This window comes from Catellatospora paridis, from assembly GCF_009720365.1.
GTDB lineage: Bacteria > Actinomycetota > Actinomycetes > Mycobacteriales > Micromonosporaceae > Catellatospora > Catellatospora paridis.
Genome location: NZ_ML769313.1, coordinates 640498 through 664112 on the forward strand (window position 1 = coordinate 640498; position 23615 = coordinate 664112).

General features: G+C 72.3%; 23 protein-coding genes. 16 read left to right on the forward strand and 7 right to left on the reverse strand.

Annotated elements, in window-relative coordinates; genetic code table 11:
- The first annotated feature begins 74 nt into the window (after nucleotides 1-74).
- Nucleotides 75-968 carry a hypothetical protein gene (locus F9C41_RS07705; RefSeq protein ID WP_196279663.1) on the forward strand — a complete coding sequence of 298 codons (894 nt, stop codon included), beginning with the start codon at nucleotides 75-77 and terminating at the stop codon, nucleotides 966-968.
- Nucleotides 969-1024: 56 nt separating this feature from the next.
- Here the strand turns inward: F9C41_RS07705 and F9C41_RS07710 are convergent, their stop codons facing one another.
- Nucleotides 1025-1462: a GNAT family N-acetyltransferase gene (locus F9C41_RS07710; protein WP_155385942.1), complete on the reverse strand. Its 438-nt coding sequence runs from the start codon at nucleotides 1460-1462 to the stop codon at nucleotides 1025-1027.
- A 329-nt stretch (nucleotides 1463-1791) separates the two neighbouring features.
- Here F9C41_RS07710 and F9C41_RS07715 point away from each other — a divergent pair, with 329 nt between their 5' ends.
- The gene (locus F9C41_RS07715; RefSeq protein ID WP_155385943.1) at nucleotides 1792-2049 is read left to right on the forward strand and encodes a hypothetical protein; all 258 of its coding nucleotides are present in this window, start codon (nucleotides 1792-1794) and stop codon (nucleotides 2047-2049) included.
- Between the two features lie 99 nt (nucleotides 2050-2148).
- On the opposite strand, the gene F9C41_RS07720 is transcribed toward F9C41_RS07715, so the two are convergent.
- Nucleotides 2149-2622, reverse strand: a complete 474-nt coding sequence (locus F9C41_RS07720; RefSeq protein WP_155385944.1) for a hypothetical protein — start codon at nucleotides 2620-2622, stop codon at nucleotides 2149-2151.
- A gap of 305 nt (nucleotides 2623-2927) precedes the next feature.
- Nucleotides 2928-3902: an alpha/beta hydrolase gene (locus F9C41_RS07725; protein ID WP_155385945.1), complete on the reverse strand. Its 975-nt coding sequence runs from the start codon at nucleotides 3900-3902 to the stop codon at nucleotides 2928-2930.
- A gap of 105 nt (nucleotides 3903-4007) precedes the next feature.
- Between F9C41_RS07725 and F9C41_RS07730 the strand changes: the two genes are divergently transcribed.
- The 3 genes from F9C41_RS07730 (at nucleotide 4008) to F9C41_RS07740 (ending at nucleotide 6925) form a co-directional block, all read left to right on the forward strand.
- Nucleotides 4008-5513, forward strand: coding sequence for a hypothetical protein (locus F9C41_RS07730; protein ID WP_155385946.1), 1506 nt, complete (start codon nucleotides 4008-4010; stop codon nucleotides 5511-5513).
- Between the two features lie 64 nt (nucleotides 5514-5577).
- Entirely contained in the window at nucleotides 5578-6447 is an 870-nt protein-coding gene (locus tag F9C41_RS07735) for a universal stress protein (protein WP_155385947.1), read from the forward strand.
- A gap of 46 nt (nucleotides 6448-6493) precedes the next feature.
- Nucleotides 6494-6925 carry a CBS domain-containing protein gene (locus F9C41_RS07740; RefSeq protein WP_155385948.1) on the forward strand — a complete coding sequence of 144 codons (432 nt, stop codon included), beginning with the start codon at nucleotides 6494-6496 and terminating at the stop codon, nucleotides 6923-6925.
- A 46-nt stretch (nucleotides 6926-6971) separates the two neighbouring features.
- On the opposite strand, the gene F9C41_RS07745 is transcribed toward F9C41_RS07740, so the two are convergent.
- A complete protein-coding gene (locus tag F9C41_RS07745; RefSeq protein ID WP_155385949.1) occupies nucleotides 6972-7178 on the reverse strand; it encodes a S1 RNA-binding domain-containing protein in 207 nt (68 codons plus the stop codon).
- Between the two features lie 268 nt (nucleotides 7179-7446).
- Here F9C41_RS07745 and F9C41_RS07750 point away from each other — a divergent pair, with 268 nt between their 5' ends.
- From F9C41_RS07750 to F9C41_RS07785, 8 genes are all read left to right on the forward strand, one after another.
- Nucleotides 7447-8109 (forward strand): acyl-CoA-like ligand-binding transcription factor, encoded by a 663-nt coding sequence (locus F9C41_RS07750; protein WP_155385950.1) that lies wholly within the window; start codon nucleotides 7447-7449, stop codon nucleotides 8107-8109.
- A gap of 35 nt (nucleotides 8110-8144) precedes the next feature.
- Entirely contained in the window at nucleotides 8145-9815 is a 1671-nt protein-coding gene (locus F9C41_RS07755; protein ID WP_230689407.1) for an MDR family MFS transporter, read from the forward strand.
- A gap of 166 nt (nucleotides 9816-9981) precedes the next feature.
- A complete protein-coding gene (locus tag F9C41_RS07760; protein WP_155385951.1) occupies nucleotides 9982-10383 on the forward strand; it encodes a four-helix bundle copper-binding protein in 402 nt (133 codons plus the stop codon).
- A 144-nt stretch (nucleotides 10384-10527) separates the two neighbouring features.
- On the forward strand, nucleotides 10528-10953 hold the full coding sequence (locus tag F9C41_RS07765) for a carboxymuconolactone decarboxylase family protein (protein ID WP_155385952.1): 426 nt from the start codon (nucleotides 10528-10530) through the stop codon (nucleotides 10951-10953).
- A 41-nt stretch (nucleotides 10954-10994) separates the two neighbouring features.
- Nucleotides 10995-11891: an RNA polymerase sigma factor SigJ gene (sigJ, locus tag F9C41_RS07770; RefSeq protein ID WP_230689408.1), complete on the forward strand. Its 897-nt coding sequence runs from the start codon at nucleotides 10995-10997 to the stop codon at nucleotides 11889-11891.
- Nucleotides 11892-11957: 66 nt separating this feature from the next.
- A complete protein-coding gene (locus F9C41_RS07775; RefSeq protein WP_155385954.1) occupies nucleotides 11958-12935 on the forward strand; it encodes a phosphotransferase in 978 nt (325 codons plus the stop codon).
- Between the two features lie 40 nt (nucleotides 12936-12975).
- Nucleotides 12976-13563 carry an HD domain-containing protein gene (locus tag F9C41_RS07780; RefSeq protein ID WP_155385955.1) on the forward strand — a complete coding sequence of 196 codons (588 nt, stop codon included), beginning with the start codon at nucleotides 12976-12978 and terminating at the stop codon, nucleotides 13561-13563.
- A gap of 74 nt (nucleotides 13564-13637) precedes the next feature.
- Entirely contained in the window at nucleotides 13638-14582 is a 945-nt protein-coding gene (locus F9C41_RS07785; RefSeq protein WP_407924673.1) for an NAD(P)/FAD-dependent oxidoreductase, read from the forward strand.
- Between the two features lie 15 nt (nucleotides 14583-14597).
- Here F9C41_RS07785 and F9C41_RS07790 read toward each other — a convergent pair whose 3' ends face one another.
- Nucleotides 14598-15167, reverse strand: coding sequence for a TetR/AcrR family transcriptional regulator (locus F9C41_RS07790; RefSeq protein ID WP_155385957.1), 570 nt, complete (start codon nucleotides 15165-15167; stop codon nucleotides 14598-14600).
- A 166-nt stretch (nucleotides 15168-15333) separates the two neighbouring features.
- Between F9C41_RS07790 and F9C41_RS07795 the strand changes: the two genes are divergently transcribed.
- Nucleotides 15334-16272, forward strand: coding sequence for an SDR family NAD(P)-dependent oxidoreductase (locus tag F9C41_RS07795; protein ID WP_155385958.1), 939 nt, complete (start codon nucleotides 15334-15336; stop codon nucleotides 16270-16272).
- 53 nt (nucleotides 16273-16325) lie between these two features.
- Nucleotides 16326-18971 (forward strand): DUF4062 domain-containing protein, encoded by a 2646-nt coding sequence (locus F9C41_RS07800; protein ID WP_155385959.1) that lies wholly within the window; start codon nucleotides 16326-16328, stop codon nucleotides 18969-18971.
- Here F9C41_RS07800 and F9C41_RS07805 read toward each other — a convergent pair.
- Complete coding sequence (locus F9C41_RS07805; RefSeq protein WP_155385960.1) at nucleotides 18966-19724, reverse strand: alpha/beta fold hydrolase; 759 nt, start codon at nucleotides 19722-19724, stop codon at nucleotides 18966-18968. The two genes, F9C41_RS07800 and F9C41_RS07805, sit on opposite strands and share 6 nt — an antisense overlap.
- A 169-nt stretch (nucleotides 19725-19893) precedes the next feature.
- On the reverse strand, nucleotides 19894-21579 hold the full coding sequence (locus F9C41_RS07810; RefSeq protein WP_196279664.1) for a GH12 family glycosyl hydrolase domain-containing protein: 1686 nt from the start codon (nucleotides 21577-21579) through the stop codon (nucleotides 19894-19896).
- Nucleotides 21580-21838: 259 nt separating this feature from the next.
- Between F9C41_RS07810 and F9C41_RS07815 the strand changes: the two genes are divergently transcribed.
- Nucleotides 21839-23452 (forward strand): RecQ family ATP-dependent DNA helicase, encoded by a 1614-nt coding sequence (locus F9C41_RS07815; protein ID WP_230689409.1) that lies wholly within the window; start codon nucleotides 21839-21841, stop codon nucleotides 23450-23452.
- The last annotated feature ends 163 nt before the right edge of the window (nucleotides 23453-23615 follow it).

A 23615-nucleotide genomic window follows, 5' to 3' on the forward strand; every position in this document is an offset into this window, starting at 1 on the left:
TAGGAAATCTGAGCCGAGTCCCGGTTGCCGCCGAACCCGGGGTCCGGCCGATCATGCCGTGAAACGATGAGCCGGTGCTGGTGTTGAGCCTGTGCGGGGCGTTGGCGGCGGCCGTGTGCTTCGGGTTGTCGTCGGTCTTGCAGGCCGTCGGCATGCGCGGGGCGGGGCCGGTCAGCGAGCTCGAACCGAAATCCATGTTGCGTGCCTGGATGACCGTGCCGTTCCTCGTCGGCGTGGGCCTGGACCTGCTCGGCTTCGGTTTCGAACTGGTCGCGCTGCGACATCTGCCGCTGTTCCTGGTGCAGGCCGCGATCGCGTCCGCGCTGGCGGTGACCGCGATCGCGGCCGCCGTCGTGATGAAGGAGCGGCTGGGTCGCGGGGAGAAGTGCGCGGTGGCCGCCGTCTGTGTGGGACTGGCGCTGCTGGGCGTGTCCGCCGGTCCCGAGGGCGCGAACCGCGCGCACACGGACTTCTACACGGCCCTGGCCGCCTGCCTGATCGGGCTCGCCGTGCTGGGCGCGGGCGCGGGGCGCCTGCCGGGCAGGTGGCGGACCGTGACCCTGGGGCTGTGCGCGGGTCTGTGCTTCGGGGTGCTGGCGCTGGCCGCGCGCACCCTGCCCGAGCTCGATCCGGCGCGCATGGTGCGCGAACCGGCGACCTACCTGGTGGCCGCGTCCAGCCTCATCGCGCTGGTGCTGTGGACGATGGCGCTGTCGGGCGGCTCGGTCACCACGGCCACCGCCGCGATGGTCATCGGGGAGACCGTGCTGCCCGCGGTGGTCGGGGTCGTGGTGCTCGGCGACGAGGCGCGGCAGGGCTGGGTGCCCGTCGCCGTCGGCGGCTTCCTGCTGGCGGTCGGCGGTGCGTTGGCGCTCGCGCGGTTCGGGGAGCTGGGCCAGGCGCCTTCGGGAGGCGTCCCGCAGTCCGCGCCGGTGCCCGGCCCGGCATCCGCTGAGACGGCGCCGTAGGAGCCCCGCTCGGCGCACCTGCTTTTCGATGCGGCGGGGGTGGCGTCGCGCGCAGGTCACGCTGGCAGGGTGTAGCGGACCTTGGCTGCCGGGTGTGCGCCGAACCGTTCGTAGAAGCGCTGGGCGTCGGTGTTCCAGACCGGAGTCTGCCACTGGATCTCGTCGCCATCGGCTGTCGCGATCACCGCGTCGAGCAGTTGTCTGCCCAGGCCGCGGCCCCGTTGGGTGTCAGCCAGGTAGAGGCAGTCCAGGTGGGTGTAGTGGCGGCCGGTCCAGGTGGCGAAGTCGCGGGTCCAGGTCGCGTAGCCGACCAGCGTCCCGGCGTCGTCGGCGACCAGGCAGCGCAGCGGCGGTGGGTCGGTGAACAGCGCGGGCGCGAGCCGTTCGCCGAGGTCGGGCGACACGGGCGCGGCCCGCTCGTACGCGGCGTGGTCGGCGATCAGGGCGAGCAGCGCGGGCAGGTCGTCGGGCCGGACGGAGCGCACAAGGGTCACCTGTCGATCTTTTCCCACCGATTGGGACGTCGGCCAGCCCGGTGACCGCCATATCTCATCCGGATGTCGCCCGCGTTACGCCAGGCAGGTGACGCTCTGTACGGGTGAGGAATGCCAAAAGTCATCTGCACGTGCATCCGGCGCTTGCGCCTGCACAGGATCATCTGCATGATGGGAAGCGCAACGACCTGACGTTTGCATTGTGGCACTTGCATCTGTGGCCCGGATGGTGTGGCGACACCCCACCGGGCGGACGGCACGGACTCAACCGGACCGGCCGGCTCCACCCCCCCATCCGCGAGCACGACGTTCGCCGCAGTGAGGCACGTATGCCAGCTCCCAGGATCAACCCCGCCCGGCGCGCTTCCGCCGAGATCGCGGCCACTGACTCGTACCAGTCCGGAGACCGGGTCTGGGTGTACCGCGAGCGGAAGTGGCAGGCGGGGATCATCTCCGACATCTCACCGGACAAGGCCGTGGTCATCTGCGGCGGCGACTCCGGTGTCGTGGAGGAGACCATGACCGCGCCCCACCTCATGGTCCGTGACGACGTGTACCTCTACATCGACACGGTGACCTACGTGTGAGGCGCCCGCAGACCGAGCCGGCTCTCGCGTAGCCTCGGGGGCCGGACCGGGCCAGGCGGGTGGCGCCGACGATGCCGGCGCCACCCGCCCCGGCTTTTCTCAGCCCCGGCGGGAGCGCCGGCGGCGCTGCCACTTCTCGCGCATCTCCAGCGGCACGAACACCAGCGTGGTGAGCACCGCGGCGACCACCGCCCACAGCGCGACCTGGCTCGGGCTCAGGTGGGCGACGCCCATGTTGGACGTCCACACCGGGTGCAGGCCGAGCGGCGGGAAGCCCTCCCAGAACAGCACCCACAGCAGCGGCACCAGGCCCATCGCGATGCCGTACGCGGTGAAGTGGCCGGCCTGCGAGAACAGCACACCCATCACCACCGCTGCGATCATGTAGACCAGCACCGCCGTGCGCTGGCCGCCATCCGACGGGATGCGGTCGATCAGGTAGTTCCAGATGTCCACGATGGTGGACAGCACGGGCTGCCAGTACACCGCGATCAGCACCAGGGACACCACGATCACGATCGCGATGCCCAGGCCCTTGAGAATCTTGAATGCGCCGGCTTCTGCCTGCGTCACAGCGTTCCTCCCTCACCGATACCGTTCGCGCCGGCGCTCCCGCGACGCGGGGCCCCTGCGGCCGCGGAAGTCCAGTTCGGACGAGGTCCGGCCGAGGTGGACGTACGGTGCTGCGAGGGTCGCGCGGCACCGATCCGGTTGTGCTGAGGGGCATGTCGCGGACGGGGCCGTGCGAGCGGCGCGCCGATCATCCCACCACGGTGTGTCCACGGCGAGAGCTGTCCGACCGGTTCCCGCTGCCGCAACGGCCGACCTGCGAGAAGATCTTCGACGGGTTCGCGACAGTGGCCCGTGCGCGGCCGTCCTCAGGCGGCGAGCGCTGCCGCGAGGAAGCGGTGCGCGGCGGCGTTGGCCGGCCCGGTGACCGACAGCGGCATCATGTTGAAACTGTGACCGGCTCCCGGCACCACCTGGAGCTGCACCGGCGAACGGGCGGCGAGCAGCCGGGCGTACAGGAACAGGGTGTCGTCGAGCAGCGGGTCCTCCGTGCCGACGGTGAGCAGCGCCGGTGGCAGCCCGGTGAGCTGGGCGTAGAGCGGGGAGGCGGCAGGGTCGCCACGGCGGGCGAGGTCGGGCACGTACTGCTCGGCGTACCAGCGCATGCGGGCCGTGGTGAGCACGCCGCCGCGCGTGTCGTCCCAGGTCCGGGCACTCGGCGTGAGGGTCAGGTCGTACACGCCGTAGCACAGGTTCAGCGCCCGCAGCGCCACGGCGGCCGGCCGGTCGCGCAACCGCAGCGCCACCGCCAGGGCGACGTTGGCTCCGGACGACTCGCCGCCCAGGGTCGCCGCCGTGACGCCGAACTCCTGCGACGCGTGGTCGAGCAGGTGCCGGGCGGCCGCCTCGCAGTCGTCGAGCAGGCCCGGGAAACGCCGTTCGGGCGCGAGCGGGTAGTCGAGGCTGACCACGGTCTGGCCGGTGCCGTTCACCAGGTCCTCCAAGTAGGCGTCCTGCTCGTCGGCGGCCCCGACGGTCCAGCCTCCGCCGTGGACGTGCAGGTACAGGCCGGTCGGCGCGGGCGCGTCGAACACCCGGGCCGGCATGGACCCGGCCGGCAGCGGCACCGTGATCTCGCGGGCGAGTGGGGAGCGGGGCAGGACCCCGCCCGGTGACAGGCCGGCGAGCCGCTCGCGGGCCTGGACGCGGTATGCCTGCACGCTTTCCGGCGGCCAGCCCATCTCCCGGACCACCGCCCCCAGGGCGGCGTTCGATTCGACGACATCGGGGGCGTACTCCGTCTGCGCGAACGTGCTCTCGTCCAGCCCCTTGCCCGTCTCCACCCTTACCAATGTGCCCTGAGCCGGTGCCACCGGCCTGGCTTTCGGGGATTCATCGTGCCCCTTCTCGCGTACGGATCGTCGGGGCCACCGGGTAGCTTGCCCGGCGTGACGAGCAAGCGGACGAGGACTGTGCGGTCCGGTGGCGACGTGGCGGCCATGCCGCTGCCGGGTGACCGTGGATACGGCGCGTGCCAGGTGGTCCGGGTGGACGGCGACGTGACGCTGGCCTGCGCGCTGGCGTGGCACTCCCCGGACCTGCCCACGTTGCCGGAACTGGCGGGCGTGGGGCCGCTCATCGTGGAGCACCACGTCCACGGCGGCCACCCCGCAGTGATCAATGTCGGCCGCGACGACGACCCGTTCGACTTCGTATGGCTCGGCAGGCTGCCCGTCGGCCCGGACATTCCCACGCAGTCGAACTCCTACAGCGGCTGGAGCTACCTTCCGGTCCAGGTCATGGCCCAGCGGCGCTGGGACGCGCTGCCGGAGACCGTGCGGCACGGCTACCGGGCGGCGGGAAGCGGGGACATGGTCACCGTCGACTTCGGGGCGGGGCAGGCGCGGACGAAGGTCGGCACGGGACGCCTTGATCTCACCGGGGCCGGCTTCGTGAGTGCGCCGGAGTCGGGGACGGTGGCCTGGTCAGCGCTGGACCGGTTGCCCCGGGTGAGCAGCGTGCTGTGGAGGGGCCCGGATCGCGGGCTGGTGGCGGCGGTGGCCGAGCGGCCGCTGATCACCTTCCTCGACTGGCGGGACGGGCCTGCGGACATCGATCTCTCCCGCACGTGGATCACCGATCTGCGCCTGTCGGGGGCGACCGGGCAGGTCGCACTGGCGCAGGCCGCGTGCTCCCTGCACCTCAGCGAACCAGCTCGCGGTCTGCGGGTCCGGGCAGCAGACGAGGGCCGTCGACTCAGGCTTGCCATGCGAACCAGGCAGGAAGGTCTCGACGCGCCGGAAGGCCTGGGCGGTGTGCGCGATGTCCAGGTCGACGCCGGCGGCGCCTTCAGCCTGTCCGGCCTGTCCGCCCTGACCGGGATCGCCCGGCTCCAGGTCACCTTCGACGGGCCGCCGGGCGTGCTCGTCGGGGCCGAGCACCTGTCGGCGTATCGCGGGATGCACACGCTGGCGTTGCACAACGCTTACGGACTCGACGCCGATACCCTGCCCGACCTGGAGACGTTGCGCCGCCTGGAGATACACGGACTGCGGCGCAGCGTCGCCCAGGGTCTGGAGGCGCGTTATCGCGGATCCGGTGTCGAGCTCCTGATCACGGGGGCCAAATCCGATACCTGGCTGGCGAGCAACCTCACGAACCCGTTCCGGGACTGGGCCGACGACTCGGCGCGCTTCGGCGCGGCCGCATGCAGGGCATATGCCACGGCCCGCAAGGCGGTGGACGCGATCTCGCCGGGATCTCCGGACGGGCTGGAGCAGGCTGAACGGGCGCTGCGTGGGCTGGTCGCGGAACTGAACAGGATCGACGAGCGGTACGAGATGATCGACACTATCCGGCGGGAGGAGGCCGGTGACGCGTTCTTCGAGCTGGCAGCCATCGCGGCGGTGCCCGTGGAACTCGCCGAGCGGTGGTTCGACGACCGCGACTTCTAGGCCCCGATGACGGTGTGAGCGCGTGTCCCGCCAGCCTGATCGATAATGGGGTGGGGGAGACGCGATGAGCGAGCAGGCGATGGTGGTCGCGGTCGGCGTCGACGGTTCGGCGGCGGCCCTGGCAGCGGTGCTTGAGGCCACCCGCGAGGCGGCGTGGCGCGGGTGCGGGCTGCGTATCGTGCACGCCTTCATCTGGCCGCTCATGCATGTCGAGACACGCGCGTCGGAGGCCGTGCCCGAGGGCGGGCTGCGCCACGACGCCGAGCGCATCCTGGCCGAGGCGACCGCGGCGGCGAAGGCCGCCAACGGGCGCGTCGAGGTGACGGCCGACCTGGTCACGGGTGGTCCCGCGGGCGTGCTGCTGGCGGCCGCCCGGGCCGCGCGATTGCTGGTGCTCGGCGACCGGGGCCTGGGCGGGTTCACCGGCCTGCTCCTGGGCTCGGTCGCGGTGGAGGTGACGGCACACTGCACCACGCCGGTGCTGGTGGTACGTGGTGAGGGGCGGCCCGGTCCGATCGTGCTCGGGGTCGACGACTCACCGGGATCGGCGGCGGCCGTACGGGAGGCGTTCACGGAGGCCCGGCAGCGTGACGCCGAGCTGCTGGCGGTGCGGGTCTGGTACGACGCCGCCACGACGCTGTCCTACTCGGTGCCCGCGCTCTACGACGCCGACGCCGCGCGCTCGGCCGAGCAGCACGAACTCGACGCGGCCCTCGACGCCGAGCAGAAGCGCCACCCGAACGTCCGGGTCCACACGCAGCTGGTGACCGGCCGGGCCGGCCGGGAGCTGGTGCGCCTGAGTGAGCAGGCGCAGCTGATGGTCGTCGGCGCGCGGGGCCGGGGCGGGTTCACCGGCTTGCTGCTGGGTTCGGTCAGCCAGCAGTTGCTGCACCACGCGGCCTGCCCGGTGCTGGTGGTGCGCCACCCGTCGTGAGGCGGGCCGGACCGGGCGGGTGGCCGGGGTGGGTCAGGAGCGGGTCATGGACAGGCGGATCGCACAGGGCCGGCCGGACCGGGCGGCGGGGCTGGCGTGGCGGCAGATCAGCGAGGTGATGAGCACGCCGCCGCACTGCGTCGCGACGTCGACGACGCTGGGCGACGCGCTCGCGGTGATGGTGCGCGACGGGCTGCGGCATCTGGTCGTCACGGACGAGGGCGGCCGATGCGTGGGCGTGCTGGCGGACCGGTCCATCGTGGCAGCGTGGGCCGCCGAGCCGGCCACGCTGTCGTACCGGCGGGTCTCGTCGGTGCTGGACCGCACGCCGGCGGTGGTCGCCACCGGGGCGGCGGTGGTGGACGCCGCGCGCCTGATGCGCACGGCCTGCGTGGACGCGGTGGCGGTGGTGGACACCCGCGGGGTGGCCGTCGGCGTGGTGACCGGCAGCGATCTCGTCGCACTGCTGGCCCGGTGACCGGCGGGAGCGGGGGAGGCGGCGGTCGCCGCCTCCCCCGCCGAGATCACGCCAGCGTCAGGCTGGCGCGGTTGCGCTCACGATCGATCTCGAGGATCCGTACCGTGACGCTCGAACCGACCTGCGGCCCGGTCTCGCCGTGCAGCAGCCCGTGGGCGTCGTCGGCGATGCTGACGAAAGCACCGAACGGCACAATCTTGACGACCTGGCCTACCAGGACGTCACCGGCGTTGAGTTCTTCGAAGCGGGACATGCGATCACCTCCTTCCTCGGCAGGCTCCGCTTTCGCGGGCGTCGACGAAAGGAGGGCGGGCCACGGGCCCGCCGGGCGATCACGGCTCAGCCGGATGCCTCATCTGATCACGGCACTGGGCCGACCCGGCAGTCACAGCGCATGACCCTAGCGGCGCTTCCGTCCCCGGGCAACCGCGTTGCCCGGTTTCCGTAGCGGTGCCGCCCGGCCGGGGGACACGGGCGTAAATAAACTTGCAGCCACTGCAAGTTTAAGGTTTGATCGGCGCGTGACCCCGATCGAACAGGACGCGCCGCTGGGTCGGCGCGACCTCCGCAAGCAGCAGACCCGCGCCGCGCTGACCGGCGCGGCGCTGCGGCTGTGCGCGCTGCGCGGCTTCGACCAGGTCACCGTGGACGACATCAGCACCGAGGCGGGCGTGTCCTCACGCACCTTCTTCAACTACTTCGCCTCCAAGGAGGACGCCGTGCTCGGCGACCACCTGGTGGAGGTCGACGCGATGCGGGCCCGGCTGGCCGTGCTCCTGCCCACGATGCCGGTGCTGGAGGCGGTGCGCCGCGCCGTGCTGCTGGTGGTCGCCGCCATGGAGGCCGACCGCGACCACTGGTTCCTGCGCATGGAGATCATCCAGCGCAGCCCGCAGCTGCTGCCGAGGCTGGTGCTCAGCAACGCCGAGGCCGAGCGGGCCACCACCGAGCAGATCGCCGCGCACCTCGGCGTCGACCCGATCGCCCACGGTTACCCAGCGCTCGTCGTGGCCGCCACCAGCGCCTCCTTCCGGGTCGCCGCCACCCGCTGGATGGCCGCGGCCGGCCGCCTGTCCCTGGGCGCGCTCGTGGACGAGGCGTTCTCGGGGCTGGCCGCCGGGCTGCCCGACCCTGACATTCCGCCGCCGCGCCCGCGCGCCGGCGCCCCTGTTCCCCCCGGGTGATCCTCACCCGGTAGTCGCACCACGTGAGGAAGAGAATGACCGCGACCGAGATACCGGTGCAGAACGCCGGACCGGACCCCGACACGGTGCCCATGTCGCGCCGCGAGGTGATGCAGGCGCTTTCCGGCCTGATGCTGGGCATGTTCGTGTCCATCCTGGCGGGCACGGTCGTGGCCAACGCGCTGCCACGCATCATCGCCGCCCTCGACGGCAGCCAGTCCGTCTACACCTGGATCGTCACCACCGAGCTGCTGGCGATGACCGCCACCGTCCCGCTGTGGGGCAAGGCGGCCGACCTGTACAGCAAGAAGCTGCTCATCCAGCTCTCGCTCAGCCTGTTCGTGGTCGGCTCGCTCATCGCGGGCTTCACCCCGAACGTCGAGATCCTGCTCGTCAGCCGGGTCGTGCAGGGCGTCGGCGCGGGCGGCATGACCGCGCTGGCCATGATCGTGATGGCGGCGATGATCCCGCCCCGCGAGATGGGCCGCTACTCGGGCATCTTCGGCGCGGTGTTCGGCATCGGCACCATCGCCGGCCCGCTCATCGGCGGCGTGCTGGTCGACACCTCCTGGCTGGGCTGGCGCTGGACGTTCTTCATCGGCGTCCCGTTCACCCTGCTCGCGATCTACCTGCTGCAGCGCACCCTGCACCTGCCGGCGACCCCGCCCGGCAAGGTGAAGATCGACTACCTGGGCGCGTTCCTGATCACCGCGGGCGTGTCGACGCTGCTGATCTGGTCGACGCTGGCCGGCAGCAAGTTCGCGTGGGCCTCCAGCTGGACGGCGCTGCTGGTGACCGGCGGCCTGGTGCTGCTGGCGCTGGCCGTGTTCGTCGAGTCGCGGGCCAAGGAGCCGATCATCCCGCTCGGCATCTTCCGCAGTCGCACCGTCACCCTCACCACGATCGCCAGCGTGCTGGTCGGTCTGGCGCTGATGGGCGGCGCGGTGTTCCTGTCGCAGTACTTCCAGATCTCGCTGGGCAAGTCGCCGACGGTCGCCGGCCTGATGAGCCTGCCCATGATCTTCGGCCTGCTGGTCTCGTCGACCGTTGCGGGCGGTCTGATCACCAAGTTCGGCAAGTGGAAGATCTACCTGGTCGTCGGTGCCGTCGTGATGACCGTGGGCATGCTGCTGCTGGGCACCATCGACCACACCACCAGCGTGTCGCTGGTGTCGGTGTACATGGCGGTGCTCGGCATCGGCGTGGGTCTGCTCATGCAGAACCTGGTGCTGGCGGCCCAGAACGACGTGCCCGCGCACGACCTGGGCGTCACCACCTCGGTGCTGACCTTCTTCCGCAGCATGGGCAGCGCGGTCGGGGTCAGCGCGCTCGGCGCGGTGATGACCGCCCGGATCACCGCGCTGAGCGAGGAGCGCTTCGGCCCCGCGCCCGCGGGCAGCAGCGGCAGCCAGGTTCCCGACCTGGCCACGCTGCCGCCGGAGATCAAGGCGATCATCGCCGAGATCTACGGCCTGGCCACCGCGGACCTGTTCCTGGTCGGCGCGCCGATCGCGGCACTGGCGTTCGTCGTGGTGCTGTTCATCAAGGAGAAGCCGCTGAGCACGCTGAGCGGCGCGGACCGGCTCGCCATGGAGTCGGCGGCCGCCGACGGCGCCGACCTCGGCAGCGAGGCCGCCGCCGAGGGCGGCGCCAAGCCGACGGCGAAGTCCGACGACCGCCCGGACGGGCTCGTCCGGGTGGAGTGACATCCGGCGTCAAGGGGGGCGCTCGTGCCATGGGCACGGGCGCCCTTCGCGTGCCTGGGGACAATCCGCGAACCGGGTATGACCCGTCCCGGCGCTCGATATCGTCGCCTGTGGGAGGCCCGAACCGCCGCGCGTAGAATTGATCTTTCTTGATCGGGGGCCAGACATGCAGCCGATGACTCCGATGTACCGCGACGAGGAAGATCTGCGTCACGACGTGCGGGCCGCCTGCGTACGGGCGTGCAACCTGTGTGCGCAGGCCTGCAACTCCTGCGCGGACGCCTGCCTGGGCGACCCGGCGGTGGCCGAACTGGTGGTCTGCATCCGGACGAACCTCGACTGCGCCGACATGTGCGCAACCGCGGCCGAGATCCTCGACCGGTTCCGCGGCTACCACGCCGAGCTGGCGCGGGCCGTGATCGAGGCATGCGCGACCGTCTGCGACGTGTGCGCGCAGGAGAGCCGCAGCCAGGCCGACCGGTTCCGGCACTGCGAGATCGCCGCGGACGCGTGCGAGACCGCTCGCGACGCCTGCCGGCAGATGCTGGCCGAACCGGCGCTGGTCTGAGTACGGCCGTCCGGCGAACGTGTGCTGCGTCGCAATACCGCCCCGAGTGTCACGTCCGGGCCGGGCTGTCCCGTCGTTCCTGAGGCGGCGACCGCCGGTTGCCGTGACAATGGAACACGGAGGGGCAAAACGATGGATCAGCGGATGAACCTGGGCGAAATCGCACCCGAGGGCTACCGGGCGGTGCTGGGGCTGGAGAAGTACCTGAACAAGAGCCTCGACGCCCGGCTGCTGGACCTGGTGAAGCTGCGCGCGTCGATGCTGAACGGCTGCGCGTACTGTGTCGACCTGCACGGCATGGACCTGATCAAGCAGGGTGAGGACATGCGGCAGGTGCTGGGCGTGAGCACGTGGTGGGAGTTCCCGGGCTTCGACGCCCGCGAGCGCGCCGCGCTGGCGCTCACCGACGCGGTGACCAAACTGGGTGAGTACGGCGTCTCCGACGAGGTGTGGGACACCGCCCGCGCGGCCTTCACCGACAAGGAGGTCGCCGATCTCATCCTGGCGATCGGCACCATCAACCTGTGGAATCGCATCGGCGTGACCACCCGGATGCACCCGGCGGTGTGATGACGGCACATTCAGAACTGTGTCCGGCGGACGTGGCGGTCTTGGAGCAGCACCGGCCGGTGCTGCTCGGCGTCGCCTACCGCATGCTCGGCAGCTGGTGGGACGCCGAGGACGTGCTGCAGGAGGCCTGGCTGCGCTGGCACGGCGCGGACCGCGAGGCGATCGCGGACCCGCGGCGCTGGCTGGTCACGGTGACCACCCGGCTCGCCCTCGACCAGCTGCGCTCGGCCCGCCACCGCCGGGAGACCTATCCCGGCACGTGGCTGCCCGAACCGATCCCCGTCGGGATCCAGGTCGGCGACCCGGCCGAGACCGCCCAGCAGCGCGACACGCTGTCGCTGGCCGCGCTGCGGCTCATGGAACGGCTCACGCCGCCCGAGCGGGGTGTCTACCTGCTGCGGGAGACGTTCGAGCTGCCGTACGAGGAGATCGCGGACGTCCTCGGGCTGACCGAGACCAACGCCCGCCAGCTGCACCGCCGCGCCGCCGACCGGATCGGAGAGGACCGCGAGCGCTTCAGCGTGGACGACGCCGAGCACCGGGCCCTCGTCGCGCGGTTCCTGGCCGCGGCGGCCACCGGCGAGCGGGCCGCGCTACAGGCGATGCTGGCCGAGGAGGTCACGCTGTGGAGCGACGGCGGCGGCAAGGCCCGCGCCGCGGTCAACCCGGTCGTCGGCGCGCCCCGCGTGGCACGTTTCCTGGCCGGGGTCAGCGCCAAGAACACCGACATCGAGTGGCTGTTGCTCGAAGTCAACGGAGGACCAGCCGCACTGGTGCGGCTGGGCATGCGGTGGTCGCTGATGACCTGGGAGACCGACCGCGGCCGGCTCGCGGCCATCCAGCTGCTGAGCAATCCCGACAAGGTGAGCGCGCTGGGCCTGTTCGCCCACGACCGGATTTCCGCGGCTGCGGCCAGTGCCGCCTGGGCACAGCTCTGACCGCCGGAACAGGCGGTCGACGAAAAATGGGTTTGCCCCGTTCCGGTCGGCCCGTACCGTGGCCGCGTGCTGACACCTCCCGCCGACCTGCCCGAGGAACTACTTGCCACGACCCTGGCCGACGGCTGGGGGATGGACGTGGCCGCGCTGGACTACCTGCCCGTCGGCTGGGGCAGCCACCACTGGGCGGTCACCGACGCCGCGGGCGGCCGCTGGTTCCTGACCGCCGACGACCTGGCCGTCAAGCGCCGCACCTCGGCGGAGACCCTCGACGAGGCGTACCAGCGGCTGCGAGGCTCGTTGCGCGCGGCCGCCGAGCTGCATGAGGCCGGCCTGGCGTTCGTCGTGGCGCCCGTCGCGCCGCGCGGCGGAGAGCCGCTGGCCAGGGCAGGCGAGCGGTACACCGTGGCCGTCCACCCCCACCTCGACGGGCGTAGTTTCGGCTGGGGCGAATACGACGTGCCCGGACACCGCGAGGCCGTGCTGGAGATGGTGATCGCCGTGCATGCCGCACCCGCGGCCGCCCGCCGCCACGCGCCCGCCGACGACTTCACCGTGCCGCACCGCGACGGGCTGGCCGCCGCGCTCGCCAGGGACCTTCCCGACACCGGTCCGTACGCCCGGCCGCTGGCCAGGTTGCTGGCCGAACACGACCGACCGGTCCGCGACCTGCTCGCCCGCTACGACCGCCTGGTCGCCGAGAATCGGGACCACGCGGCCGTGCTCACGCACGGCGAACCCCACCCCGGCAACACGATGCTCACTGCCGACGGCTGGCGCCTCATCGACTGGGACACCGCGGCGACCGCCCCGCCCGAACGCGACCTGTGGCTGCTCGCGGCCGACGACGACACCGTCCTCGACGCGTACGCCGCCGCCACCGGCCACCGGCCGCACCGGCCGCTGCTCGACCTCTACCGGCAGCGCTGGGACATCGCCGACCTGGCCGTCGACATCGCCCGCTTCCGCGCGCCGCACACGGGCACCCCCGAGGACACCAAGACCTACGAGATCCTCACCCGCATCCTCACCACCCTCCAGTGAGGAAGGGCATCCCTCACATCGCGGGGTTAACCTCGGCCGGGTGCGTATCACCTCGCTCCAGCGCGCCCTGACCGAAGCCACCGACCCGGACCTGCGCGCGCTGCCGGAACGCGTCGCCGTGCTGCTCGCCGAGCTCGACGCGCCGCCCCGGCTCGGCGCGCATCTGCGGGCGGTGCACGACGTGGCCGCCCGGCTGGTGGCCGGCGTGGTCGAGGCGTGCCCGGGGCTCGCCGTGTCGGCCGAGGAAGTGCTGTTCGGAGCGGCCACGCATGACATCGGCAAGGTCGTGCATCCGTCCGAACTGTCCGGACCCGGTTCGGCGCACGAGCCGGCGGGTTACGAGCTGTTGGTAGCGCGGGGCGTCGCGCCGCGCCTGGCCCGGTTCGCCCGCGATCACGGCTCCGTGGCATACGACCGGCTCAGCACCGAGGATCTGCTCGTCGTGCTCGCCGACAAGGTGTGGAAGGGCAAACGGGTGCGCGGACTGGAGGACGAGGTCACGGCCCGGTGGTGCGCGGCGAGCGGCGAGCAGCCGTGGGAGGCGTTCCTGCGCCTGGACGACCTGTTGGAGCGGCTGGCCCGCGACGCTGACGCCCGCCTGGCGTTCCAGGCCCGTCACCCGCTGTAGCACGCCGCCTGACTTGCTGGTTCGGCAACGTTCTTTGCCGAAATGGCGCGTGTCGGCGCAGGGTGGTCTCGGAGGTGGTCGAGATGACCTTTGAGGCGTACGACGTGGTGGTGATCGGTGGCGGGGCCGCCGGGTTGAACGGGGCGCTGACCCTGGCGCGGGCGCGGCGCTCGGTGCTGGTGGTCGACGGCGGTGAGCCGCGTAACGCGCCCGCCGCGGCGATGCACGCGTTCCTGTCCCGCGACGGGATGCCGCCGGGCGAGCTGCTGAAGATCGGCCGGGAGGAGGTGCGCGGCTACGGCGGCGAGATCGTGTCGGGCCAGGCGGTCTCGGCGGTACGCGAGGACGGCGGCTTCGCCGTGACCCTGGACGACGGCCGGGTGGTCCTGGCCCGACGGCTGCTCGTGGCCACCGGCGTCGTCGACGAGCTGCCCCCGGTCCCGGGACTGCGCGAGCGGTGGGGCCGCGACGTGCTGCAGTGCCCGTACTGCCACGGCTGGGAGGTGCGCGACCAGGCCGTCGCCGTGCTGGCGACCGGCGCGCACGCGGCCCAGCAGGCGCTGCTCTACCGGCAGTGGACTCCGGACGTGACCCTGCTGCGCCACACCGGCCCCGAACCGACCGAGACGGAGTCGGCGCAGCTGGCCGCCCGCGGGGTGCGGCTGGTGTCCGGTGAGGTCGCCGGGCTGGAACTGGCCGACGACCGGCTGACCGGGGCACGGCTGGCCGACGGCACGGTGGTGCCGTGCGAGGCGCTGGTGGTGTCCGCGCACATGGTGCCGCGGGCGGGGGTGCTGGAGTCGCTGGGCGTGACCTTGACCGAGCACCCGTTCGGCGCGCACGTCGCCGCGGACCCGAGCGGCCTGACCGAGGCGCCCGGGGTGTGGGTGGCGGGCAACATCACCGACCTGTCCGCGCAGGTCATCCACGCGGCGGCGGGCGGCTCCCGGGCGGCCGCGTTCATCAACTTCGACCTGGTCGCCGAGGACACCGCACGGGCGGTCGCCGCTGCCGCCTGACGGCGCGGCCGCGGGTCAGCGGGCGGGCGGACGGTAGCGCAGGCCGTCCATGAGCAGGTCGAGCAGCCGTCCGGCCTGCTCGGCCTGCGCCGGGTCGGCGGTGGCCAGGCTGACGCCGCTGAGGCTGACCAGCACGTCCTCGGGCCGTACGTCGGCGCGCACGGTGCCCGCGGCGGTGGCCGCGTCGAGCAGGGTGCTGATCGCGCCGAGCAGCCGGTCGCGGCTCTGCGCGAACGGGTTGCCGCCGGAGGCGATCACGGCGCGCAGCGCGTCGGCCATGCCGCGCTTGGTGGTCAGGTACTCGGTGAACAGGTTCATCCAGGCGCGTACGGCCTGGTCCGGCGGCATGGTGTCGAGCAGGCCCGGGGCGGCGTCGCACAGCCGGGCCAGCTCCTTGCGGTAGGCCGCCTCGACCAGCGCCTCGCGGGTGGGGAAGTGCCGGTAGAGGGTGCCGATGCCGACGCCCGCCAGCTTGGCGACGGCGTCCATGGAGACCTGTGGCCCGTCGTGGGCGAACGCCTGGGCGGCGACCTCGAGCAGCCGCTCGCGGTTGCGTTGCGCGTCGGCGCGCAGTGGCCGGTTCACGGCTCCTCCTTCCGGCCGGTGGTGACGCAGCTCATTGTGCGTGCCGGCGGTGCGGTTGCAAAACGGAGGATCCTCCGGTTAGCGTGGAGGGCGTAACGGAGGGGCCTCCGGTTGTTGACTGTACCGGAGGGCCCGACCCGGCATCGTCGATCAGGACGGAAAGATCATGAGCGTACGTATCACCACCCCGTTCTCCGCCACGTCCACTGCCGCCGAGGTGGTGCAGGGCATCGACCTCACCAGCCGACGGGCCGTGGTCACCGGCGGCGCTTCCGGCATCGGCGTCGAGACCGCCCGTGCCCTGGCCGGCGCGGGCGCGGAGGTCACCCTCGCGGTGCGCGACACCGCCGCCGGCGACCGCACCGCCGCCGACATCATCGCCACCACGGGCAACAAGGCCGTCTTCGTGTCCCGGCTCGACCTCGCCGACCAGGACTCGGTCGCCGCCTTCACCGCCGACTGGGACGGCCCGCTGCACATCCTCGTCAACAACGCCGGGATCATGGCGTCGCCGCTGATGCGCACCCCGCAGGGCTGGGAGATGCAGTTCGCCACCAACCACCTCGGACACTTCGCCCTGGCCCGCGGCCTGCACGGCGCGCTCGCCGCGGCCGGTGGCGCGCGGGTGGTCTCGGTCAGCTCCTCGGCGCACCTGCGCTCGCCGGTGGTGTTCGACGACATCCACTTCATCGAGCGCGAGTACGAGCCCTGGGCCGCCTACGGGCAGTCGAAGACCGCGAACGTGCTGTTCGCCGTCGAGGGGACGCGGCGCTGGGCCGCGGACGGCATCACGGTCAACGCGCTGATGCCCGGCGCGATCCAGACCAACCTGCAGCGCTACGTGTCCGAGGAGGAGCTGAACCGGCTGCGGGCGCAGATGGGCGGCGGGGACTTCCTGTGGAAGACCCCGGAGCAGGGCGCGGCGACCTCGGTCCTGGTGGCGACGTCGCCGCTGCTGGACGGCGTCGGCGGGCGCTACTTCGAGGACTGCGCCGAGGCCGAGCCGAACGTGGCGGGCAGCCGGCGCGGGGTGGCGGCGTACGCCCTGGACCCCGCCGCCGCGCAGCGGCTGTGGGAGGTCACCGAGCAGACCCTGGCGGCCTGACGCGGGATGCCCTTCCGGCCTGGCCGGGAGGGCATTTCGGTCAAAATGGTGTCATGGACCTTCCGGTGGGCGGCGCGGCGCACCACACGCACATCCGAACCCCGGACCAGCGGCTACGGGTCTTCGTCAGCTCCACGCTGCGGGAACTGGCCGCCGAACGGCGGGCCGTCGAGCGGGCGATCACCGCGATGCGGCTGACGCCGGTGATGTTCGAGCTGGGCGCCCGGCCCCACCCGCCCCGGCAGCTGTACCGGGCCTACCTGGCGCAGAGCGACGTCTTCATCGGGCTGTACTGGCAGGAGTACGGCTGGGTCGGCCCCGACATGACCGTCTCCGGCCTGCAGGACGAGTTGGAGCTGTCCCGGGATCTACCCCGCCTGCTGTACGTGAAGGCCCCCGCCGCCGAGCGCGACCCCCGGCTCGCCGACATGCTGGCAGGCGTCGAGCAGGAGGCCGCCACGTCGTACCGCCTCTTCGCGACGGCGACCGAACTCGGCCGGCTCGTGCGCGACGACCTGGCGACCCTGCTCAGCGAACGCTTCGCCGCTGGTGCACCCGCCGCGGCAGCGCAGGCTCGGCCCGCGGCAGCCGGTGCCCAACCGATGGCGCCGACGCGCGGCCCGCGGCTACTGCCGATGGGGGCGACGTCGCTGGTCGGGCGCGAACCCGCGATCGAGGAGGTGGCGGACCTGCTCGACCGGCCCGAGGTGCGGCTGGTGACGCTGACCGGACCCGGCGGGATCGGCAAGTCCCGGCTGGCGCTCGCCGTCGCCGAACGGGTCGGCGAGCAGTTCACCGAGGGCACCGTGTTCGTGTCGCTGGCCGAGTTCACCCGGCCGGAGCCGGCGCTGGCCGCGATCGGGCGGGCCGTCGGCGCGTCGATCGGCGCGGGGCCCTCCCCGCTGGACGCCATCGGCGACCACCTCGGCGACGGCCGCTGGCTGATCGTCCTGGACAACGTGGAACAGGTCGACCTCGCCCACGGCATCGACGAGCTGCTGACCCGCTGCCCCCGCACGATGGTCGTCGCGACGAGCCGGCGGGTGCTGCGGCTGCGGGCCGAATGGGAGTACGAGGTCCAGCCGCTGGCCGTGCCGGACGATCCGGACACGATGACGCTGCCCGAGCTGGCCGCCGCCCCGGCGGTGGCCCTGTTCGCCGAGCGCGCCCGCGCGGTGCGCCGCGGCTTCGCCCTCACCGAGGCCAACGTCGGCGCGGTGGTGCGGATCTGCCGGCTGCTGGAGGGCATCCCGCTCGCCATCGAGCTGGCCTCCGCCCGGATCCGGCTCAAGGATCCCGAGATCCTGCTGGAGAAGCTGACCGACTCGCTCGGCGTGCTCGGGACCGGGCCCGTCGACCTGCCCGAACGCCAGCGCACCCTGCGCGCCACGGTCGAGTGGAGCGTCGGCATCCTGCCCGACGCGGAGCGTCGACTGCTGCAGACCGTGGCCGTGTTCGTCGACGGCTGGACCGTCGACGCCGCCGCCCACGTGGCCGACCTGCCCGAGCACGAGACGCTCGAAATGATCGACACGCTGCACCAGCACAGTCTCGTGCACGTCGACATCACCGAGGCCGGTCCACGGTCGCGGCTGCTGGTCATCGTCCGGGAGTACGCCGCCGAGCAGCTGTCCACCAGGGACGACGGCCCCGAGGTCCACCGTCGCCATGCCGAGTACTTCCGGCAGCTCGCCGGGCGGGCCGACCATCCGCTCAGAGGCGCCGGTCAGTACGAGTGGGGGGAGCGGTTGCAGACCGAGGCGGGCAACCTGTCCGCGGCGGTGCGCTGGCACCTGGAGCACGACCCGGGCCGGCTGCCGCACCTGTTCCGGCAGTTGTGGCCGTTCTGGTCGCTGTGGGAGCACCTGGCGGAGATCCGGCCCTGGGTGCGCCGGCTGCGGGACGACCTCGACTCGTTCGACGTCGAGTCCCGGGTGGAGTTGCTGTGGACGGCGGCGGTGCTCGGTGACAACACCGGCGACGACGCGGGCGCGCTGTGGGCGTACGAGCGCCTGGGGCCGCTGCTGGACCGCATCGGGGACCCGTTCCTGCAGGCGATGGCGCACCTGGCGATGGCCTGGACCGCGCCGCTCGCCGAGGACATGGACCGCGCGCTGCGCGAGGCGCTGGCGAGCCTGGACCTGTTCCGCGGCCTGGACGAGCCGTTCTGGACCGCCCTGGTGCTCACCGCCGCCGGCACCATGGAGTGCAACCTGGGCCACCACGACGTCGCCGCCGACCACCTGGCCCAGGCCGACGAGTCGGCGGCCGGGATCGACAACGCGTGGCTGTGCTCCTGGGTCCGCAGCCAGCGGGGCATCCTGGCCATCCAGCTCGGACACCCGGAGCAGGCCGCCGACCTGCTCGAACAGGGGCTCACGCTCGGCGTGCGGACCAACAACGTGCGCAGTCTCACCCTGTGCCTGGCGGGCTATGCGCAACTCGCCGCAGACGACGGGGATTTCGCGCGGGCGACCCTGCTGGGCTGCGCGGCCGACGCGTTGCGACGGCGCACCGGCATCCACCTGTGGCCGATGCTGCGCCGGCACCGGGAGGAGCGGCACGCCCAGATGCGCGCGGCGCTCGGCGACGAGCGCTACGAGCAGGTCTGCGCCGCCGGCGGCCGGCTCGGCCACCGGGAGGCGATCGCCGCCGTCAACGGCGAGCTCGACCTCGACGCCGCCGTGGCATCGTCATGACCAGGACAGGAAGTCGCCGATCGCGGCGGTGAACGCGGCCGGGTAGTCGCGGCGTACGCAGTGACCGGCGCCGGTGACCCGCAGCGCGGTGAACGGCCCTGCGGCGGCGTCGGCGCAGTCGTCGGCGTCGCTCTCCGCCAGCAGGCCGCCGCGGGCGACCTCGCCGTAGATCAGCAGGGTGGGACACGCGACCCCGGCCAATGACTGCAGCAGCGACGGGCCCGGCTCGTACGGCAGGTCGTAGTACCGCGGGTCGAACTCGCCCTTGCTGACCGCCCACGGCCGGTACTCGGCGTCGGGCCAGCCGGGGTTGTCCGCGCGGCCCTTGGCGATCCGCGCGTCGAGGTCCAGCGTCTGCAGCTCGGCCAGCCAGGACGGCATGCCGTCGGCCGCGAGGGTGTGGTGCGGACCGGGCGGGTCCTCCAGCACCAGCGACCGGACCAGGTCGGGCCGGGCGGCGGCCAGCGCGGCCGCGGCCAGCGCACCCATCGAGTGCCCGATCACGACGACCGGCGGCAGCCCGAGGCCGTCGAGCACGAGCGCGGCGTCGGCGGCGTTGGCGGCGGTGCCGGTGGGCTCCTCCGGCAGCCCGGACGAACCGTGGCCGCGGGCGTCCAGCGTGATCGCGCCGGTGTGCGCGGTCAGCGCCGGGAGCACCGGATCCCAGCACGCGCCGGAGTCGGAGAAGCCGTGCAGGAGCAGCAGCCCCGGCTCGCCGCCGTGGCGCTCCCAGGCGAGGTGAGCGGTGCGCACCGGGGACCTCCCAAGAAGATGATCAGCCTGACCCTACACCGGCGGCAGGCCGACCGTGCTGGACCGCGCGGGTCGCCGCGGCGGTGATCCGGTCGCCCGCGTCGCCAGGGCCGACATGACGTGCGGCGGAGCCGAGGGCTCCGCCGCACGTGATCGGGTGGTATGCGGTTTACGAGGCGGTGCAGGAGTACGTAGTCGGCAGCGAGGTGTTGCCGTTGGGCCGGCTGGCCTGGAAACCCCACGACGCGGTCTGGCCCGGCGCGAGGCTGCCGTTCCAGTTCTGGTTGGTCTCGGTCACGTTCTGCCCGCTGACCACGGCGGCCTGCGGCCAGGAGCCGGTGTGCGCGTGGCCGGACGGCAGGGTCGCGGTCGACGACCAGCCGTTGATCGTGCTGGAGCCGGTGTTGGTGACCGTCACCTGCATGACGTAGCCGTTGTTCCACTGGCTCTGCACCGACGCCGTGGTGGTGCAGCCGGAGCCGCCGCCCCCGCCGCCGGTCGTGGTGACGTTGACGATGCCGGAGTAGCCGGACGTGCCCGCGGAGTTGGAGGCGCGTACGCGGTACCGGTAGGTGGTGTTGGCGGCCAGCCCGGAGTCGGTGAACGACGGCGAGGACGAGGTGCCGACCTGGCTGAAGCTGGTGCTGCTCGCGCCGGTGGCCCGTTCGATCAGGTAGCTGCTGACCGTGCCGGACGACGCCGACCAGCTCAGCGACGCGCCGCTCGCGGTCACGTTGGACGCGCTCGGCGTGCCGGGCGTGCCCGGGACCTGCGTGCCACCGCCCGTGGTCGTGGTGACGTTGACGATGCCGGAGTAGCCCGAGGTGCCTGCCGAGTTGGAGGCCCGCACGCGGTACCGGTAGGTGGTGTTGGCGGCCAGCCCGGAGTCGGTGAACGACGGCGAGGACGACGTGCCGACCTGGCTGAAACTGGTGCTGCTCGCGCCGGTGGCGCGCTCGATCAGGTAGCTGCTGACCGTGCCGGAGGACGCCGACCAGCTCAGCGATGCGCCGCTCGCGGTCACGTTGGACGCGCCCGGCGTGCCCGGGGTGCCGGGCGGCTGGGTGCCGCCGCCGGTGGTGACCGCCGCCGAGAACGAGTTCACGGTCAGGCCGACGCCGCCGATCCACGGCTCGAATCCGGCCTGGACGCTGGTCAGGTACCAGTTGTTGGTGCCGTACTGCGAGCCGCGGGTGAACGTGTCGCGGACGAAGTCCATCACGTCGAAGCTCAGCGAGTTGATGACCGAACCGGTGAACAGGTAGGACACCACGTTGTTGGCGCCGTTGCTGCCGGTCCACACGGCCCAGCTGCGTCCGGCGATGTTCGCGGTGCCGGTCTGCGAGCCGATGGGCTGGATGCTGCCCTGCCGGTTGAACCAGATCATGATCTCGGTGTCCTGGACGCCGGAGACGTTGGTGTCGGCGTTCAGCCAGATGTCGTACGAGGCGTTGTAGGTGCCGCTGCCGGGATACGAGTAGCTGATGCTGCTGTTGGCGGTGCCGATGGTGCTCAGCTGCTTGGGCAGCGGGGAGCTCGGGCTGCAGTTGGTGTAGTGGCAGCCCAGGAAGATGGACGGGTAGGACACCGGCGCGCCCGAGGTGCTGCCGACGCCGTCCTGCTGGGTGATGCTGAACCCGTTGCTGGTGGTGTTGATGCACTGGGTGGCGCTGGTGCCCCACCGGTTGTTCTGGATCACGTAGCTGCCGGCGACCACGGTGCCGTACTGCTCGCAGATGGTCGCGGCCTGGGCGGGCTGCGCCGCGAGGAGGCTCACGGCGGTGGCGGCGACGGTCAGCGCGATGGCTGAGACGACTGTCGCGAGGCGATGCTTTCTGCTCGTCGTGGCGTGCATGTCACTCCTTGGGCAGGGGAGGAGAGATCGGGAGGTGCCAGGACTGGGAGCGCTTCCACCGGACACCATAGGCCATCGTCGAAGTGCCTGTAAACAGAACCATTGACGGTAATCAGTTTCATGGAAGTTACACGCGCTTCACGGTCTCGTTGCCGCTCCGACCTTTTCGGGCGGTCGCCGGTGACCTGTGCGCCCCGGTGGACCGGCGCTGGCGCGGCGGGTGGGAGGATGCGGGTTCGAGTCTGGGGAGGAGCACGAGGTGGGAGATCTGCAGCGGCTGCGCGAGGTTGCGGCACAGGTGTACGGCTGGACGGCGCTGCGCCCGGCGCAGGAGGAGGCGATGGCTCACGTGACCGCGGGCCGCGACACCATCGTGGTGTCGCCCACCGGCTCCGGGAAATCGGCCATCTACCAGGTCCCGGCGCTGGTCGTGGGCGGGCCGACGATCGTGGTGTCGCCGCTCATCGCGTTGCAGCGCGACCAGGTCAAGAACCTCGTCGACCGCGGCGCGCCCGACGCGCACGTGGTCAACTCCGCGCGCAGCGCCCGCGACAACGCGGCCGCGTTCGACGCGATCCGGGCCGGTGACGCCGAGTTCCTGTTCCTGGCGCCGGAGCAGCTGGCCAAGGACGAGGTCGTGGCGCAGCTGCTGGAGGCCAAGCCGTCGCTGTTCGTGGTGGACGAGGCGCACTGCGTCTCCTCGTGGGGCCACGACTTCCGGCCCGACTACCTGCGCCTCGGCGAGGTCATCGAGCGGCTGGGCCACCCGACCGTGCTGGCGCTGACCGCCACCGCGTCGCCGCCGGTGCGCGCCGACATCGTCGAGCGGCTGCGCATGCGCGACGCTGTCCAGCTGGTCAAGGGCTTCGACCGGCCCAACATCCGGCTGGAGGTGTCCCGCGAGATCACCGAGCGGGAGAAGCGCCGCGAGATCATCGAGCGCATCATCGCCCTCGACCCGCCCGGCCTGCTCTACGTGCAGACCCGCGGCGAGACCGAGGAGTACGCCCAGGCGCTGCGCGAGGCGGGCGAGGAGGCGTACGCGTACCACGCGGGTCTGAGCACTTCGGAGCGCTCGGCGGTGCACGACGCGTTCCTGGCCTCCGACCGGGTCGTGGTCGTCGCGACGTCCGCGTTCGGCATGGGCATCGACAAGCCGAACGTGCGCTTCGTCGTGCACGCCGCGCCCGCTGAGTCGCTGGACTCGTACTACCAGCAGATCGGCCGCGCCGGCCGCGACGGCGACCAGGCCACCGCCGTGCTCTACTTCCGGCCCGAGGACCTGCGCCTGCCGCGTTTCTTCTCCTCCGGCACCGTCGACGAGGAACTGCTCACCCGCGTCGGTGCGGGCGTCATCGCGGCCGACGGCCCGGTGCGCATCGACGATCTGGTCGAAGAACTCGACGTCACCCGCTCGCGGGTCACCCGCTCGGTCAACCTGCTGCAGGAGGCCGGGGCCGTGCTGACCACCGGCAAGGGCGTGCGGTGGACCGGCGGCGAGCTGGCCGACGCCGTCGCGGCGGCCGCGGTCGAGGCTGCGCAGATGCGCACCATCGAGCTGACCCGGGTCGAGATGATGCGGGGGTACGCCGAGACCGACGACTGCCGCCGCCAGTTCCTGCTCGGCTACTTCGGCGAGGACCTGGTGGAGACCTGCGGCAGCTGCGACACCTGCACCGCGGGCACCGCCGACGCGCAGTCCGACGTGGACACCGGCTTCCCGGTGCAGTCGCGGGTGACCCACGCCGAGTGGGGACCGGGCGTGGTCATGCGTGAGGAGAACGACCGGATCACGGTGCTGTTCGACGAGGTGGGATACCGCACGCTGTCGCTGAATGCGGTCCGCGCCCGCAACCTGCTCACCCCGGCCTGACCTGCGTGTTCCGCCGGGGCCTCGCGGCGTTCCGCGAGCGCCCGGCGGAACGGCATCGTGCTCGGAGCATCGACCGATGTCTGACGGACTGCCGGTGACTCTCCGGCCGTGGCGGCGACGTTCCGCCACGGCCGGACCCGTGTCAGCTCGCGCAGGTCGCGAA

Bases quoted from the DNA above. Each gene is read 5' to 3' on its own strand.
- F9C41_RS07810 (WP_196279664.1), bottom strand. From the start codon at position 21,579: ATGCACGCCACGACGAGCAGAAAGCATCGCCTCGCGACAGTCGTCTCA.
- F9C41_RS07740 (WP_155385948.1), top strand. From the start codon at position 6,494: ATGGACAGGCGGATCGCACAGGGCCGGCCGGACCGGGCGGCGGGGCTG.
- F9C41_RS07715 (WP_155385943.1), top strand. From the start codon at position 1,792: ATGCCAGCTCCCAGGATCAACCCCGCCCGGCGCGCTTCCGCCGAGATC.
- F9C41_RS07755 (WP_230689407.1), top strand. From the start codon at position 8,145: ATGACCGCGACCGAGATACCGGTGCAGAACGCCGGACCGGACCCCGAC.
- F9C41_RS07735 (WP_155385947.1), top strand. From the start codon at position 5,578: ATGAGCGAGCAGGCGATGGTGGTCGCGGTCGGCGTCGACGGTTCGGCG.
- F9C41_RS07795 (WP_155385958.1), top strand. From the start codon at position 15,334: ATGAGCGTACGTATCACCACCCCGTTCTCCGCCACGTCCACTGCCGCC.
- F9C41_RS07745 (WP_155385949.1), bottom strand. From the start codon at position 7,178: ATGTCCCGCTTCGAAGAACTCAACGCCGGTGACGTCCTGGTAGGCCAG.
- F9C41_RS07760 (WP_155385951.1), top strand. From the start codon at position 9,982: ATGCAGCCGATGACTCCGATGTACCGCGACGAGGAAGATCTGCGTCAC.
- F9C41_RS07765 (WP_155385952.1), top strand. From the start codon at position 10,528: ATGAACCTGGGCGAAATCGCACCCGAGGGCTACCGGGCGGTGCTGGGG.
- F9C41_RS07800 (WP_155385959.1), top strand. From the start codon at position 16,326: ATGGACCTTCCGGTGGGCGGCGCGGCGCACCACACGCACATCCGAACC.